The organism is Eudoraea chungangensis (assembly GCF_029360665.1).
Taxonomy (GTDB): domain Bacteria; phylum Bacteroidota; class Bacteroidia; order Flavobacteriales; family Flavobacteriaceae; genus Eudoraea; species Eudoraea chungangensis.
The window spans coordinates 500512-517004 of record NZ_JARDUB010000006.1; the positions used below are offsets into that span (position 1 = coordinate 500512).

The 16493-nt window shown below is 35.5% G+C and carries 16 protein-coding genes; 11 read left to right on the forward strand and 5 right to left on the reverse strand.

The window, feature by feature from the left end; all coding sequences use genetic code 11:
• The first annotated feature begins 78 nt into the window (after nt 1-78).
• The 9 genes from PXG98_RS15090 to PXG98_RS15130 all read left to right on the forward strand — a co-directional run bounded on the left by PXG98_RS15090 (nt 79) and on the right by PXG98_RS15130 (nt 10429).
• Nucleotides 79-1566 carry a S10 family peptidase gene (locus PXG98_RS15090; protein WP_276392469.1) on the forward strand — a complete coding sequence of 496 codons (1488 nt, stop codon included), beginning with the start codon at nt 79-81 and terminating at the stop codon, nt 1564-1566.
• 142 nt (nt 1567-1708) lie between these two features.
• Nucleotides 1709-2395 (forward strand): SGNH/GDSL hydrolase family protein, encoded by a 687-nt coding sequence (locus tag PXG98_RS15095; RefSeq protein WP_276392471.1) that lies wholly within the window; start codon nt 1709-1711, stop codon nt 2393-2395.
• Between the two features lie 7 nt (nt 2396-2402).
• Entirely contained in the window at nt 2403-3626 is a 1224-nt protein-coding gene (locus PXG98_RS15100) for a Gfo/Idh/MocA family protein (RefSeq protein WP_276392474.1), read from the forward strand.
• Nucleotides 3627-3733: 107 nt separating this feature from the next.
• Nucleotides 3734-5038, forward strand: coding sequence for an acyloxyacyl hydrolase (locus tag PXG98_RS15105; protein ID WP_276392478.1), 1305 nt, complete (start codon nt 3734-3736; stop codon nt 5036-5038).
• Between the two features lie 50 nt (nt 5039-5088).
• On the forward strand, nt 5089-6096 hold the full coding sequence (locus PXG98_RS15110; protein WP_276392480.1) for a glycosyltransferase family 2 protein: 1008 nt from the start codon (nt 5089-5091) through the stop codon (nt 6094-6096).
• A gap of 129 nt (nt 6097-6225) precedes the next feature.
• A complete protein-coding gene (locus PXG98_RS15115) occupies nt 6226-8148 on the forward strand; it encodes a BatA domain-containing protein (protein ID WP_276392482.1) in 1923 nt (640 codons plus the stop codon).
• Nucleotides 8145-9401, forward strand: a complete 1257-nt coding sequence (locus PXG98_RS15120) for a dihydroorotase (protein ID WP_276392484.1) — start codon at nt 8145-8147, stop codon at nt 9399-9401. The genes PXG98_RS15115 and PXG98_RS15120 overlap by 4 nt, the downstream gene beginning before the upstream one ends.
• A 33-nt stretch (nt 9402-9434) precedes the next feature.
• Nucleotides 9435-9767, forward strand: a complete 333-nt coding sequence (locus PXG98_RS15125) for a magnetosome magnetite crystal formation protein family (RefSeq protein WP_276392486.1) — start codon at nt 9435-9437, stop codon at nt 9765-9767.
• A 2-nt stretch (nt 9768-9769) separates the two neighbouring features.
• Nucleotides 9770-10429: an alpha/beta hydrolase gene (locus PXG98_RS15130; RefSeq protein ID WP_276392489.1), complete on the forward strand. Its 660-nt coding sequence runs from the start codon at nt 9770-9772 to the stop codon at nt 10427-10429.
• Here the strand turns inward: PXG98_RS15130 and PXG98_RS15135 are convergent.
• A complete protein-coding gene (locus tag PXG98_RS15135) occupies nt 10426-10920 on the reverse strand; it encodes a hydrolase (protein WP_276392491.1) in 495 nt (164 codons plus the stop codon). The genes PXG98_RS15130 and PXG98_RS15135 overlap by 4 nt on opposite strands.
• 44 nt (nt 10921-10964) lie before the next feature.
• The gene (locus PXG98_RS15140) at nt 10965-11741 is read right to left on the reverse strand and encodes an MBL fold metallo-hydrolase (RefSeq protein WP_276392766.1); all 777 of its coding nucleotides are present in this window, start codon (nt 11739-11741) and stop codon (nt 10965-10967) included.
• A 76-nt stretch (nt 11742-11817) separates the two neighbouring features.
• On the opposite strand from PXG98_RS15140, the gene PXG98_RS15145 reads away from it, so the two are divergent.
• Nucleotides 11818-13275: a TonB-dependent receptor gene (locus tag PXG98_RS15145; protein ID WP_276392493.1), complete on the forward strand. Its 1458-nt coding sequence runs from the start codon at nt 11818-11820 to the stop codon at nt 13273-13275.
• Between the two features lie 46 nt (nt 13276-13321).
• Here PXG98_RS15145 and bcp read toward each other — a convergent pair whose 3' ends face one another.
• Nucleotides 13322-13774 (reverse strand): thioredoxin-dependent thiol peroxidase, encoded by a 453-nt coding sequence (bcp, locus tag PXG98_RS15150; protein WP_276392495.1) that lies wholly within the window; start codon nt 13772-13774, stop codon nt 13322-13324.
• Between the two features lie 52 nt (nt 13775-13826).
• Here bcp and PXG98_RS15155 point away from each other — a divergent pair, with 52 nt between their 5' ends.
• Nucleotides 13827-14492 carry an endonuclease III domain-containing protein gene (locus PXG98_RS15155; RefSeq protein ID WP_276392496.1) on the forward strand — a complete coding sequence of 222 codons (666 nt, stop codon included), beginning with the start codon at nt 13827-13829 and terminating at the stop codon, nt 14490-14492.
• A 230-nt stretch (nt 14493-14722) separates the two neighbouring features.
• Here PXG98_RS15155 and PXG98_RS15160 read toward each other — a convergent pair whose 3' ends face one another.
• Together PXG98_RS15160 and PXG98_RS15165 are read right to left on the reverse strand one after the other, a co-directional pair.
• Complete coding sequence (locus tag PXG98_RS15160) at nt 14723-15304, reverse strand: RNA polymerase sigma factor (protein WP_276392497.1); 582 nt, start codon at nt 15302-15304, stop codon at nt 14723-14725.
• 541 nt (nt 15305-15845) lie between these two features.
• The gene (locus PXG98_RS15165) at nt 15846-16427 is read right to left on the reverse strand and encodes an RNA polymerase sigma factor (RefSeq protein ID WP_276392498.1); all 582 of its coding nucleotides are present in this window, start codon (nt 16425-16427) and stop codon (nt 15846-15848) included.
• Nucleotides 16428-16493: the final 66 nt, after the last annotated feature.

The following is a 16493-nucleotide window of genomic DNA, read 5'->3' on the forward strand; positions in this document are numbered from 1 at the left end:
TGAGCCTTAGTAAAACAAAGTCGCAAGTTATAGATCGATCTAAACCAAAATATTTATTTTTGAAACTTAAATTTTATTATGAAAAAAAATTACCTATTAATTCTAGTCTTGCTAATTGCGCCTATCGCGAGCGCACAAAATAGAACCCTTCCCATCGATACCACTGTGACAACACAGCATAGTGTAAACGTCAAAGGCACATCATTCTCCTATACGGCTACCACAGGCACACAACCTGTTTGGGATGATCATGGTCAACCCATTGCTGCTTTACATTATACGTATTATAAAAAAAATAATGTCAAAAACCCAGCTGCCAGACCTTTATTAATTTCCTTTAATGGCGGACCAGGATCTGGTTCTGTTTGGATGCATTTGGCCTATACGGGTCCGCGAATTCTCAAGATAGACGACGAAGGTTATCCTGTGCAACCGTATGGGGTAAAAGAGAATCCCTTTTCAGTTTTGGATGTTACCGATATAGTTTACGTAAATCCTGCAAACACAGGGTATTCCCGGACAATTCCGGAGAGTGGGGATAAGGTAGATAGAAGTAAATTTTTTGGGATAAATGCAGATATAACCTATTTAGCAGAGTGGTTAAACACCTTTGTAACAAGAAATAATAGGTGGAGTTCTCCAAAATATATTATTGGGGAGAGCTACGGAGGAACAAGGGTGATGGGATTGGCGCTGGCCTTGCAGAATCAGCAATGGATGTATCTCAATGGCGTCATTATGGTGTCTCCAGCTGATTATAAAGTAATTAGAGTGGGTGGACCAGTAAGCAGTGCTCTAAATTTGCCTTATTTTACGGCAGCTGCTTGGTATCAAAAAGCTCTATCAGCTGATCTTCAACAAAAAGATCTATTGGACATCTTACCCGAGGCTGAGAACTATACTATCAATACAGTAATTCCTGCCATTGCCAAAGGAGGGTTTATAAGCGATATGGAGAAAAATGCCGTTGCGGAAAAGATGGCTTTTTATTCAGGGCTAAGCAAGAAGGAAATATTAGACCATAATCTAGTGGTACCCACCTCCTACTTTTGGAAGGCCCTGCTCAGGGAAAAAGGTGGCTATACCATTGGTCGCTTAGATAGTCGATATTTAGGTTTGGATAGACAATTGAGTGGTGTAAATCCCGATTACAATGCTGAACTTACATCATGGCTGCATAGCTTCACTCCTGCTATAAATTATTATCTACAGGAAGAACTAAATTTCAAAACAGATATAAAATACAATATGTTTGGACCCGTCAGACCATGGAACAATGAAAATGACAATACACGAGATGATCTAAGACAAGCTATGGCCCAAAACCCGTACCTGAATGTCTTAGTCCAGTCTGGCTATTACGATGGAGCCACCACTTATTTTAATGCTAAATACACCATGTGGCAGATTGATCCTAGCGGTAGAATGAAAGATAGATTCGACTTTAAGGGCTATAGAAGTGGACATATGATGTATCTTCGTAAAGAGGATCTCGAAAAGGCTAATGAGGATATAAGGGCTTTTATTACCAGAACACAGGCCAATGGAAAATCTGCTAAATACTAAAATTTTCAATTAAAAGAGAAGCCAGTAGAACACCTGCCTTTTGGCAGGTGTTTCTATTTTAATATGAAAAGAATCTACCAATGCTTGGGAAAAAAAGTATGCTAACATTTCGTACCTTTTCCCATCCTTAAATAAAAACCAAATGAAAAACTTCATTAAACGATTTATCTTAATCCCTATGGCCCTCGGCGTCTGGTTAAACGTTAACGCCCAGGACTGGGCGGATTTAAATCATTTTAGAGCAGATAACAATTTATTAGAGAAACCTCATCCGGAGGAAAAAAGAGTTGTTTTTATGGGTAATTCTATAACCATAGGATGGTCGAAGCAAATTCCAGAATTCTTCTCGCAAAATCCATATGTTAATAGAGGTATTAGCGGACAAACGACTCCACAAATGCTACTGCGCTTTAGACAAGATGTTATTAATCTTAATCCGGCAGCCGTGGTGATTTTGGCTGGCACCAATGATATTGCTGGTAATACCGGACCATCCTCTTTAGAAATGATTCTAGACAATATTATTTCTATGGCGGAATTGGCAAAGGCAAATGACATAAGTGTTATTTTGTGTTCAGTATTACCTGCCTATGACTATCCTTGGAGAAAAGGATTGCAGCCTAATACTAAAATCCCTAAGCTCAATAAAATGATAAAAGACTATTGTGAAAATAATGGAGCTCTCTATTTAGATTATTTTTCGGCCATGACCGATGGAAAAAATGGAATGAGACCAGAGCTTGCCACCGATGGTGTGCATCCTAATAGAAAAGGTTATGAACTAATGGCTCCTATGGTTCAAGATGCCATTAAAAAAGTCATTAAATAACCAATTTATGGGGTCTTCAGCCATAGATACCGAAGTATCTTTACAGAAATTGCAGGCTAAGATTGCCCCGCTTATTAAACACATATTTCTGTTAATTTTTTCTATCGCTCCCTTTGGGTTACTTTATGGTATAGATTCTAAACACCCAATAAATAGATATGCGAATCTAGAAGTTAAGCCTAGTAATAAGGCTGCAAAAGTGTTAAAAATCGGTGTAGTTGGTCTTGTGCATACTCATGTACACTGGATTCTCGGCAGAGAGCAGAAAGGAGATATTGAAATAGTAGCTATTGTAGAACCAAATAAAAAACTTGCTTCTGCATATGCCAAACAGCACGGCTTTTCTATGGACATCGTTTACGATTCTATGGAAGAAATGATAGAAAATACGAATGTTGAAGCTGTCACGGCTTTCAATACCATTTACGATCATTTGGAGGTAGTAAAATTTTGTGCGCCAAAAGGAATTCATGTAATGGTTGAAAAGCCCCTGGCTGTTAGTCTGGAACATGCCTTGGAGATGAGAGAATTGGCAAAAAAACACCAAATACACTTATTGACAAACTATGAAACATCGTGGTACAAATCACTTTACACGGCATACGACGCCGTGAACCACAAAGAAAAGTTGGGTGAAGTTTCTAAAATGGTATTTAGAACGGGACATATGGGGCCTATAGAAATAGGCTGTAATCCTGAGTTTTTAGAGTGGTTAACAGATCCATTCTTAAACGGCGGTGGTGCATTAACCGATTTTGGATGTTATGGTGCCAATATAACAACCTGGATTTTAAATGGAGAACTCCCCTATTCTGTATCGTGCACCACACAACAAATAAAGCCAGAAATGTATCCAAAAGTAGAGGACGAAGCTACCATTGTCTTAGCCTATCCTTCTAAACAGATCGTTATTCAAGCTTCCTGGAATTGGCCAATGCATATAAAGGATACAAAGATATACGGTAAAAAGGGTTATTTACACAGTAAAAACAAGGATGAACTTTCGTTTACCAAAGTGGATACCTATAGAGAACAGAACATGACAACAGCCAGCTTACCACCCGGAACCGATGATCCTTTTGCCTTATTACAGAAAGTGGTTCATGAAAATTATAAGTTAACTGCTTTTGATCCTTCGAGCATAGAAAATAATATGATTGTCATGAAAATTCTTCACGCAGCAAAGATTTCGGCAAGATCTAACCAAACTGTACTTTGGAAAAACTTATAGGAACCTATATTATAAGTGGGTTTCTGATTCAGAATCAAAATGAAAAACATTAAGTTAGTAGACTATATTTAAAAAGTAACCAACCCTAACAAACTAACTAGACTTAATTGAATTATAGAAAGTCATTTTTTTATTCGCTTATCTTATTTCTATGCGTTTGGATTGAAAATTCCTTAAAGGCGCAGGACTCTTACCACGAATCAAGAGACATACCGTTTTATATGGGGGAATTCTTTATGGGCAAAACTTTTAGTGCTAATAAAGACTTTCCAGATCTTAAAACACAAAAAGGAGGATTAATAGGTATCGGAAAAAAACATTCTGGTTATGGTGCAGAATGGACTAGACAGCTCAATAAGCCAACCACAGGAATGCTGTTTGCTTATACAGATTTTGGAAATAGTGAAAACATCGGCCAAGCCTTGTCTTTATTAAGTTTTATTGAATTTCGACTTTTTCCAAAACAAAGTGAAAAATGGAAATTTCATGCTGCACTAGGGGGATCTTATATGAATAGACAATACGACGAAGTATCAAACCCCAACAACAAAGCAATAAGTACAAAGATAAACTGGTCATTTAGATCGTTTTTGTACTATTCCTTAGTCGATAAAAAGAGTTTAAAACTAAGACTGGGTTTGGGATATATTCATCATTCAAACGGGCATACCAGACTCCCAAATCAAGGATTAAACTCTGTTGTGGGAAGCGCCAGCGTTGAATTAGACAAGCCTTCTTTGGGAAACGATGAAATGTTCATAGACACCCTAATAACCAAAGCCAGAACCTCGCAGTACTATTGGGACGCCAGATTTGGCATTGGCCAAAATGTCTTATCTACCATCTTTAATGATAAGAAAGAGGTTTGGACAATTGGATTAAGAGCTGGGAAAATTATCAATAAAACCTTTAAATACGGTATTGGAATATATTATAGAGTTTACGAGCATTACCATAATTATATTGTTAATGACGAACAACTTGTTAGGGATTTATACCCATACTTCAGAGAGCATCCAGTTCTTTATGCATCGAATTTTGGAGTTTCAGGCTCTGCTGAATTACTTCTAGGACACGTAGGGGCAGATATTCATATGGGTATTAATTTGTACAAACCATTTTATAAGGTAGATTGGCAATTAAATGATGGATATACCATTGAAAGGGAAGATGGTGACGATGTTATTGTACTAGGAGAATTAGACAGTTATTATCGTTTAAAGAGAACAATTTCAACTAGGCTAGGGCTTAAATGGTATTTTATAAGCACTGTAAAGAATCCAAAAAACAATTTATATCTAGGCGTTCATATCAATGCAAATCTAGGCCAAGCAGATTTCACCGAACTTAGTCTTGGATTTGTTCATAGGTTTAAGGAAATGCCAAGAATTATGAAGTCTAAGAAGAAGTAGGCGCTCCAACGAATAGCTTTTATTACGTATAACTTTTTTAATTTTCAGATGTGAAGGATGCTTTGATAAGTATATTAATCCCATTTAAAAACACCTCGGCCTACTTAGTTAGTTGCTTGGATTCGGTTTTAAGACAGAGCTACTCTAACTGGGAAATAGTTGCTGTGGATGATCATTCTACAGATAAAAGCAGACTAATATTAGAAAACTATAGCTTGGCGGATAGTAGGATCCAATTAAGAACGAACGAGGGCATAGGGATTATTGAGGCATTACGAACCGCTTACAAATACTGTCGAGGTAATATTATTACAAGAATGGATTCGGACGACTTGATGTTGCCAGATAAGTTACTAGTATTATTTCAGAGTCTACAGAAAAATGGCGCAGGACATTTGGCGGTTGGAGGGGTAAAATATTTTTCTAAACTTGGGATAGGTGATGGTTATAGGCGATATGAATTATGGCTCAATGAACTTACCGCCAAAGGAACAAATTATTCTGAATTGTACAAAGAGTGTGTTATCCCATCCCCGTCTTGGATGGCTTATAGAAAAGATTTGGAAAAAAGTGGTGGTTTTAATGAAGATCAATATCCGGAAGACTATGACCTTACTTTTAGGTTTTACCAGCAAAACCTAAAAGTAATTCCCTGCCGTTTAAAACTACACCTTTGGAGAGACTACCCAAGTAGAACTTCAAGAACAAGTAATCATTATACGCAAAATTACTTCTTAGAATTAAAATTATACTATTTTTTAAAACTCCATTATAATCAGAATAGAGAACTATGCCTTTGGGGAGCAGGAAGTAAAGGAAAAAAACTGGCAGCAGAACTTTTGAATAGGAACATCGATTTTTATTGGATTTGCGATAACCCAAAAAAAATAGGTAAAAAAATTTACGGCAAACTTCTCTATCATTATCAAAAACTAAGAGAATTAGAAAATCCCCAAAGCATTATAACTGTCGCCAATGATAATTCACAAAAACAGATAAAGAGCTTCTTGCATACCTCTGGTCAAAATCCTCTAAAAGACTACTTCTTTTTTTGTTAGCTTCAAATAAATAAAGAGCCTTGGTTCAATTAGACAATACTATTGCGAATGTTTTGTTGTAAAAATATTTTGTTTTATGGTTTAGAACATTCTACTTTATACTCTATATTTGGCAAACTAATAATAGGAATGCTTTTTAAACATCCAGAACTCTTTTGGGCACTATTTCTGCTAATAATTCCTATTTTAATTCATCTTTTTCAACTCAGAAAGTTCCAAAACACACCCTTTACCAATGTAAAGCTTTTAGAAAAAGTCATCTCTAAATCTCGTAAAAGTAGTACGCTTAAAAAATGGCTTCTTTTACTTACAAGATTATGTTTTTTACTAGCATTAATCCTTGCATTTACCCGACCTTATTTGGCTAATAACTCTATTGCATTTAAACGAGAAATGGTCATCTATTTAGATAATTCATTTAGTATGCAGGCAAGGATAAATACTATTAGTTCCTTGGAAAAATCAGTCCAAGAACTAATCCAAACAATCCCCGCCGATATGGACATCTCACTATTTACCAACGAAGAGGTTTTTCAAAATACGACAATGAAAGGTATTAGAGAAAGTTTGATGTCTCTTGATTTCACCAATGAACAAATAGACTACAACCAAATCATCCTCAAAGGCAAAAGTCTGTTTTCGAAGGAAGAAAATACCATAAAAAATCTAATTCTTATTTCAGATTTTCAAAGTAGAATTCTACAAGATTCGCTTTTCCTAGGAGAAGATATTTCTATACACCATGTAAGAACAATTCCGGATGACTTATCAAATGTAAGCATAGATTCTGCATATATCAGAGATGTTAATATTTCTACGAAAGAGTTATGGGTGAATCTTTCCTCTCAGAGGGAACTTGAAACCATTCCGGTATCTCTTTTTGACAAGGATCGATTAATTGCAAAGAACGCAGCTAAGTTCGATGAAAACAAGACAGCTGAAGTACTTTTTACCCTTCCTCCTGCCGAATCTATACAGGGAACAATTACAATTTCAGATGCGGGCTTAAGCTATGACAATCAATTCTTCTTTAATTTAAACAAGAAAGAGCAGATACGCGTTCTGGCTATAGGCAATGAAGACTCTAGTTTTTTAGGAAGGATTTTTACAAAAGATGATTTTATCTTTCTAAGCACCGACCTCAAGAATATTAATTATAGTGAATTAGCGATTCAGAATTTAATTATTCTAAACGAAGTAGAAGCGCTTCCAAATTCTTTAAAGGATGCCATAAGCGTATTTTTGTCTAAGGGTGGAAATTTGGTGATAATTCCAGCCCTGGAAGGAAGTATGTCGGATTATAATTCGTTATTTCCAAAAGGCTTGGAGACATCTTTGAACAGTCTTATTAAAGAAGAAAGAAGCGTTACAGATATTAATTTTAATCATCCCATTTACAGAAGCGTATTTACTCAAAGTGTTCAAAATTTTCAATTCCCTAAGGTCCAAAGCTATTTTGAATTAAGAACTAAGCTGCCTTCTATAATTAATTTTCAAGACAAATCTCCCTTTCTGGTAGGTAACAGTTCCCTTTATATCTTTTCTGCGCCTTTAAGCAGTCCCAATTCAACTTTTAAAAATTCTCCGTTAATAGTTCCAACCTTTTATAATATAGGAACTAATAGTCTTAAACTTGCCAATTTATTTTTTGAAATCGGTGGAAATAATGAGGTAGATATTCCTGTCTCCCTCGGGCAAGATGATGTTTTAAGGCTTTTGAATGCTGATTTTGAGTTTATACCAAATCAAATCAGGTATCCTACAAAAACTACTATAAAATTCATAGACAACCCCAATAAAGACGGTATCTATGCCATTAACAACAAGGTGGAAACACTGCAGTATATAGCCTTTAATTACGATAGAGCTGAAAGCATAATGGATTATCCCAGCTTAGAGACCATAAGTGCTACTTCCCTAGAATCAAACCTTACGGAATCCTTTAAAAATATCGAAAAAGAGCTCAGTATAACCGAGCTCTGGAAATGGTTTATTATTTTTGCTATCATCTTTATGCTTTGCGAGGTTCTTATTCAAAAATTCATTAAATGAACATCCTAATAAAATCGGCCACGATTGTAGATCAAAACAACAGCAAACTTCATTTTAAAAAAAGGGATCTTCTCATTAAAAATGGTATAATCGTAAAGATTGCAGCGGAGATAAAGGAAACGACGAAAGAAAAGGTAATTCGTTATACTAATTTACACATTAGCAAAGGATGGATTGACACTGGTGTAAGTTTCGGAGAACCTGGCTTTGAAGAGAGAGAAACACTGGGTAACGGCCTTGAATTGGCTGGCAAAAGCGGCTTTACGGACATACTTTTAAATGCAGATACCCTGCCGGTACCAGACAATAGTGGCGCCATCTCCTATTTAAAAAACTCTTCACATTCTACAGCTACAAAAATTCATCCATTAGGTGCTCTTAGTGTAAAAAGTAAAGGAGAAGATCTTGCGGAATTATACGATATGAGTAATGCAGGGGCACTTGGATTTTATGACTATAAGAAACCCATAACAAATGCTAATCTCTTAAAAATAGCGCTCCAATATGCGCAAGGGTTCAATGCTAAGGTATTTTCGTTTCCACAGGATAATTCAATAAAAGGCAAAGGAGTTGTTAATGAAGGAATTGTATCTACCCGATTAGGGCTGAAGGGTATCCCAAATCTTGCAGAAGAATTACAAATTGTTAGAGATCTTTTTATATTGGAATATACCGGTGGTCAATTATTTATACCAACTATATCAAGCGCTAAATCTGTTCAATTAATAGCCGATGCTAAAAAGAAAGGTTTAGATGTACGATGTAGTGTATCTATCAATAATCTTCTATTTACAGATGAGGCTTTAGAGAATTTTGATAGTAGCTTTAAAGTATTGCCACCTTTAAGAACGCTTTCAGACAACAAAGCTTTAATAAAAGGTCTGAAAGACGGAATAATTGATTTTGTTACCTCGGACCATAAACCCCTGACTATTGAAGAAAAAAGGACTGAATTCGACAATGCGGATTACGGTTCTATAGGTCTTGAAAGTTTTTTTGGTTCTCTTAATCGTTTGCTAGGTCTGGAAACAACAATACAACTTTTAACCAAAGGGAGAGAATACTTCGGTATTAAAGAGAACCCTATTGAACAAGACACTGCGGCAAATTTATGCCTTTTTGATCCAAAATCAGAAGGTGCTTTTAATTCAGAGGACAGTATTTCAAGCTCTAAGAACAGTATGAGTTTTGGTGCGAAAACACAGGGCACTATATATGGGATTATTGCGAACAATAAGAGTGTCCTTTCATAATATTAAAGTTTAGAATTTAAAAATAACCAAGAATTGACGGAGAGTACAATTACCCCAGAGGGAAAGACCACGGCCATTATTGCCTACTTCACTCTAATAGGCGCTATAATTGCCATTTCTATGAACTCAGAACCAAAGCATGCATTTGCAAGATTTCATGCTCGTCAGGCCTTTGGCTTACATATTGTTTTTTTGGGATTTGCTCTTTTTCTAAGTCAGTGGTTCCATTTTTATGTATGGATTGGACTTTATATTTTTTATTTTATCCTATGGTTATATGGCTTTGTTGGCGCCTTAGGAAATCAAAAAAATAAGGTGCCTATATTAGGAGATTATTTTCAAACCTGGTTTACTTTTATTCAATAACGATGCATACATCCCCCCTTTCGCTATTTCACATAATAAGACCCTCTTCACTTAAAGATGTTAGTCCTCCTGTGCTATTTATGTTTCACGGTTATGGGAGCAATGAAGAGGATTTGTTTTCTTTTGCAAATGAACTACCATCCGAGTACTTTATTATTTCTGTAAGGGCACCCTATTCCCTTCCTCCATTTGGTAACGCTTGGTATTCCATTAACTTTGATGCGGAGTATGGTAAATGGAGTGACGATAAAGAAGCTTTACTCTCTATTGATAAAATTTTACTTTTTTTAGAAGAAGCTTGTACTGCTTATAATCTTGATAAGACAAAAGTTGATCTGCTAGGCTTTAGCCAAGGTACTATACTGTGTTACGCCATTGCCTTATCTTATCCGGAGAAGATTAGAAATATGATTGGCCTAAGTGGTTATATTAATGAAAATTTACTTAGTGGTACCAATTCTATAAAAGACTATTCCAAACTTGCTATATACGCCTCTCACGGCCAAGTAGACCAAGTAATTCCAATAGAATGGGCACAAAAATCGGTAGGCTTACTAAATAAGCTGAAGGTAGACCTTACCTATAAAGAGTTTCCTATTGGTCATGGGGTATCTCCTGAAAATTTTTATTCATTTCAGACTTGGTTGAAGAAGAGAATTTAATTACTTCTGGTATATAAAAGATGGTCTATTAGAGTGAAGTCTATTCCCAAGTCATCCTTTAATTCGTATTTAAGCAAAAGCTCTCCCCAATATTTACCATCCGAAAAATCGGTAACAATCCATTGGTGGTTTAGGATTTTAATCTTATTTATTTTAAAAGAATTCTCCATCCCCTCATAAGGCACTAAAGGGTTGTCCCCTTTTGTCTCATTAGTCTCCAACAATTTATCCGCTATATACCGCGACAAATTGTCTATTTTTAAATGATCATAATAGGCAAGCGCATCGTCATTGTTTTCTAAAGAAAAATATTGCATATCGAAAAGCTCTAACTGACGCCCTTGCAATGAGTCTTCTAAAACGGCAATTTCTGCCTGCATTGTATTCAGCTTTTCCTCTTGAAGACTCACTATTTTATTACTACTAATAAACAGATAAAGTCCAATTAGTGAAGCAAAAATAAACAGGTATATAAATATTCTACTCTTCATATGCTTAACTTCTTTCTACTTTTAGTGTGGGTTAAAATTCTACTTTAAACGTTTAAGGTTAGATTATCATATGCCAAATAAACGTTTTTTGGTAATTTTTTTTGAACTTCTTCGTGAAAGCCCAGATAGTGGCTAATATGTGAAAAATAAGTTTTTTCAGGATTAACTTCTTCTACAAATGCAAGCGCTTCCTCTAAGTTGAAATGGGAATGATGCGGTTCTATTCTTAGTGCGTTAACAGACAATACTTTAACTCCTCTTATTTTATCTATTTCTTTAGAAGATATCGTTTTTATATCGGTTAAGTAAGCAAAGTCATCTACTCGAAATCCAAAGACTTTAAGTCGATTATGATAGGCTTCAATTGGAATAGCCGTCTTATTGCCAATCTTAAAAGGTTTGTTATTTTCAATAAAATTAACCTTTACGGCCGGCGCTCCTGGATATCTATTGTCATCTGCAAAAATATAGTCGAATCTTCTTTTTAGAGAATTAATAACTACTTCATCGGCAAAAACGGGAATGTCTCCTTGTCGAAAAAAAAATGGGCGAATATCATCGATACCTGCGGTATGATCTGAATGCTCATGCGTAAAAAGTATGCCATCTAATTTGTCTACTTTATGACGGAGCATTTGTTGTCTAAAATCTGGCCCACAATCAATGACAAAATTATAATCCTGCCAGCTTAAAAGCACTGATACCCGTAGGCGCTTATCCTTTGGATTACTACTGAGGCAAACTGGATGTTTACTGCCTATTACGGGGATTCCCTGCGATGTTCCTGTTCCTAAAAAGGTTATTTTTAACACCTCATCTATTTATTTCAAATTTATAACTTATTTATTACATAGATAACGCAATCTTATTAACTTTGTAAACAGCAAACTCTAGTTAATGGCGTCAGTCCTAAAAAAAGATCCGGCTTTTGAAAACGTACCTTCAATCAAGGCCAAGACACTTAGAATAAATCTTAATCCCGATATTTATGGGACCTTTGCAGAAATTGGCGCAGGACAAGAGACTGCCCGCCACTTTTTTAGATCTGGTGGTGCTTCGGGGACTATCGCAAAGGCAATGAGTGCATACGACAAGGCTTTTAGCGATGCCGTTTATGGCGTGGAAACGGATGGCAGATACGTAACTCAAAGTCGACTCAAAAAAATGCTTTCGCATGAAATGCGGCTAATGGATGAGCGAATCGACAGAGAAGAACACCCGGATAGACTTTTCTTTACCTATGCGAATACGGTTGCCACTATTGATTTTTCGAAGAGATATAAAGGCCATGGTTGGGTTGGGATTCGATTTCAACTGGATCCGACACAGAAAGAATTAGATGAGATTATTTTACATGTTCGTTTTAAACAGAACGAGGCACGTCTGCAACAGGAAACTTTGGGTATTGTTGGGGTCAATTTAATTTATGGCGCATTTTATAAATACAATAAACCTCGAAAGCTTCTAAAGTATTTATATGATCACATAGACAGGGATACTTTGGAAATTGATATGGTTAATTTTTCAGGTCCAAATTTTAAAAATGTGGATAATAGATTAATTAGTCTGCAACTTATCCGAAATGATATGACCGATGCGGTGATGTTCGGTCCTGATGGAAATAATCTGTTGCCTGCCGCCGTGCTTTACAAAAAGAATATCTTAGCCCTGAGAGGAAGTTTTAGACCTGTAACGAAAGTGAATATGGATATGTTTGAAAAATCATATGACATATTCGTCAGGGATCCGGCAGTAGATATGGATAATACTATTGTTATTTTTGAAATCACTCTTGCAAATCTAAAAGCTTCAGGAGAAATTGATGAGAGTGACTTTATGGCTAGGGCAGAGTTACTATGCTCTTTGGGGCACTCTGTTATGATTTCTAAATTTCAGGAGTATTATAAAGTAGTTGAATATTTTAATAACTATACAAAAGCTAAAATAGGCCTTACCATGGGGGTGAATAATTTGGTAGATATTTTTGATGAAAAATATTACCGCCACCTTAGTGGAGGGATTCTTGAGGCCTTTGGAAAGCTCTTTTTTAAAGAACTTATTGTCTACTTATATCCGATGAAAAACCCGGATACTGGTCAAATTATGACGAGTAATAATGTAAAGGTTCATCCAAGAATGAAAGAATTGTACAAATTCTTCAAGTACAATGGTAAGGTTATGGATATCATAGACTATGACCCAGAGATTATGCATATTTTTTCCAGGGATGTCTTGAAGAGAATTACAAATAACGAGGGAGGTTGGGAAGAAATGTTGCCTGAGGGAATTGCGGAGACCATCAAAGAAAAACATCTTTTTACCCGAAACACCAATACCCTTAAAGAAAAGGTTTAAAGATACTATTCATTAAAAAACCCCTATTTTCATTGGGGTTTTTTAATTAGCTCAATATTTGTGCTGCGTGATCCTTGGTTTTTACCTTGCTTATGACATTTGCAACTACACCTTGCTCATCAATTATAAACGTGGTTCTGTGCAGCCCATCGTATTCCTTACCCATAAACTTTTTTGGTCCCCAAACACCAAAAGCGTTAATCACTTCGTGATTTTCATCTGCTAAAAGCGGAAATGGAAATTCATATTTATTTCTAAAATTTGCCTGCTTTTTCTGACTGTCCTCACTAACACCCAAAAGTTCATAACCTGCATCCTTAAGTGCCGCATAATTATCTCGTAGATTGCATGCTTCCGCAGTACATCCAGGAGTATTTGCCCTGGGATAGAAAAAAACAATTAGTTTTTTACCAGAATAATCGCTTAAATTCACCATATTTCCATCTTGATCTGGCACCGAAAAATTGGAGACCTTATCCCCTATTTTTAATGTGTTCATGTATTTAAATTTATAATATTGTTTATTATTTTTCATGTAAAGTTAAACAAAAATGACGAAAGCCGAAAAAGTATCTTATGTTATTAATACGCTACAGGAAATTTATCCTACCATCCCAATCCCTTTGGAACATAAGGATCCTTATACCTTATTAATAGCAGTCTTACTGTCTGCTCAGAGTACAGATATTCGTGTAAATAAAATTACGCCTCTTTTATTTAAAAAAGCCGATAACCCTTTCGACATGGTTAAAATGTCTATTGATGACATTAGAGAGATTATAAAGCCAGTTGGCCTGTCACCCATGAAATCTAAGGGCATATATGGTCTATCACAAATCTTAATAGACAAATATGGGGGCGAAGTCCCACAAGAGCTTGAACTATTAGAAGAATTACCCTCGGTAGGCCATAAGACTGCAAGTGTGGTAGTATCTCAAGCTTTTGGTATACCGGCTTTTCCAGTAGACACCCATATTCATCGACTTATGTATCGTTGGGGTTTTTCGAATGGAAAAAATGTAGTACAAACTGAAAAGGATGCCAAAAGATTATTTCCTAAAAACTTATGGAACGATCTGCATTTACAAATTATTTGGTATGGCAGAGAATTTTCCCCGGCTAGAGGCTGGGATCTAACTAAAGATATAATTACCCAAAATATTGGCAGAAAGTCTGTTTTAGCGGAGTACTATAAAACAAAAACGGCCCGCTACTAGAGCGGGCCGTTTTTATTAATTTAGGTTCGTTTCAAACTTAAACCCCCTGTATTTAGTATATCTAAGTGACTTAGAATAATTCAGTAAAAACCGAATTGTGGCTGGTTTGGCCTTTGCTAATTTACAGGTATTCTCTTGTTCTGAGTAAATTTTTTCCATATTGGTATAGCATTGTTACGCTTTAATAACGCAACAACTATGGATATATTGTTTTTACTCTAGGTCTAATCTTAATTTGTTAAAACAATCTTGTGCTTTTCTATGATTTTTCGAAGATTGATTAATGCATATCGCATTCTTCCCAATGCTGTATTAATACTAACTCCCGTATTTTCTGATATTTCTTTAAAGCTCATATCTTTATAGATACGCATTAATAGGACTTCTCGCTGATCATCTGGCAATTCTTCAATTAAACTTCCTAAGTCGCTATCAATTTGATCTTTAATTAACTGCTTTTCTGCATTTAATTTATCATCCCCGATTACAGAAAAGATATTAAAATCGTCACTCCCTTCAAATTTGGGCATTCTTTTGTTCTTCCTAAAATGGTCAATGATAAGATTATGCGCAATTCGCATAACCCATGGCAAAAATTTTCCCTCTTCACTATAAGATCCTTTCTTAAGAGTCCTGATAACCTTAATAAAAGTATCCTGAAAGATATCTTCTGTAATGTCTCTATCGAGTACTTTGGAATAAATGAAACTGCTTATTCGCTGGTTATGTCTCTTTATTAATACTTCAAGTGATTTTTCATTACCGCTGATATAGTCTCTGACTAATTCTGAATCATCAATTTCGTATTCCATAGTTAGTTATTTTTTGGTTAAGATTATGAGCTATGAAGCCTTTGGTTTTATTTTTTACTATTTATGAGTACTGCTGTGAAACAATTACAAACTAAAAGTATATAAATAGCCCCCTCTCCGAAAAAGTATGTTGTAAAACAGCCTATTTTTGATGTCAAAGCACGAATTTGTATTTCTCAACACAATAAATTGAACAAGCCTTAGTTCATGTTTGATTTTCCTACAAACTATCAACTGCGTAATTTATAGGTTCATAGCAATCTATTTATGGCATAAAAAAACCCTTCGAACTTAATCGAAGGGTTTTATATGATTTAAAAGCTTAGCCTAGTTTAGATTCCTTTCAAAGCTTAGTCCCTTATGGTTGCATATATCCAAAGACTTGGAATATTGAATAAGAAATTGAATCGTTTCTGGTTTGGCTTTTACGAGTTTGCACTTGTCTGCTTGATCTGAGTAAATTTGTTTCATAAATATAATTGTTACTCCTAAATAACGTAACAATTAAAAAAGCAGATCTTATTACTCGTCCTATAACGTATTAATTCGTTAAAACAATACTATTCTTTTCTATGAGCTTTCTAAGGTTAATTAATGCATAGCGCATTCTACCTAGAGCCGTATTGATGCTAACATCTGTATTTTCGGCGATTTCCTTAAAACTCATATCCTTATATATACGCATTATCACTACTTCCTGCTGATCCTCCGGCAATTCTTCAATTAAGGAAGCCAGATCAGTTTCTATTTGTTCCTTAATCAATTGACGCTCTGCATCTAGCTTATCATCGCCTAAGACAGAGAAAATATTAAAATCTTCTCCCCCATCAAACTTTGGCATCCTTTTATTCTTTCTAAAATGGTCGATAACAAGATTATGCGCAATTCGCATAACCCAGGGCAAAAACTTGCCCTCTTCATTATAGGCTCCTCTTTTTAGAGTTTTAATGACTTTGATAAAAGTATCCTGAAATATATCCTCGGTAACTTCTTTATCTAAGACTTTAGAATAAATGAAGCTAGAAAGACGCTGGTTGTGTTTGTTTATAAGAATTTCCAAAGACTTTTCGTCTCCATCAATATAATTCTGTACAAGAATAGGGTCTGTTGCGTGTAGTTGCATACGTATTACTTTTTTGGTTAAACTTCAAGTTCTCCCTTTGGGTTGGAGACTTTTGTTGTATTAGAA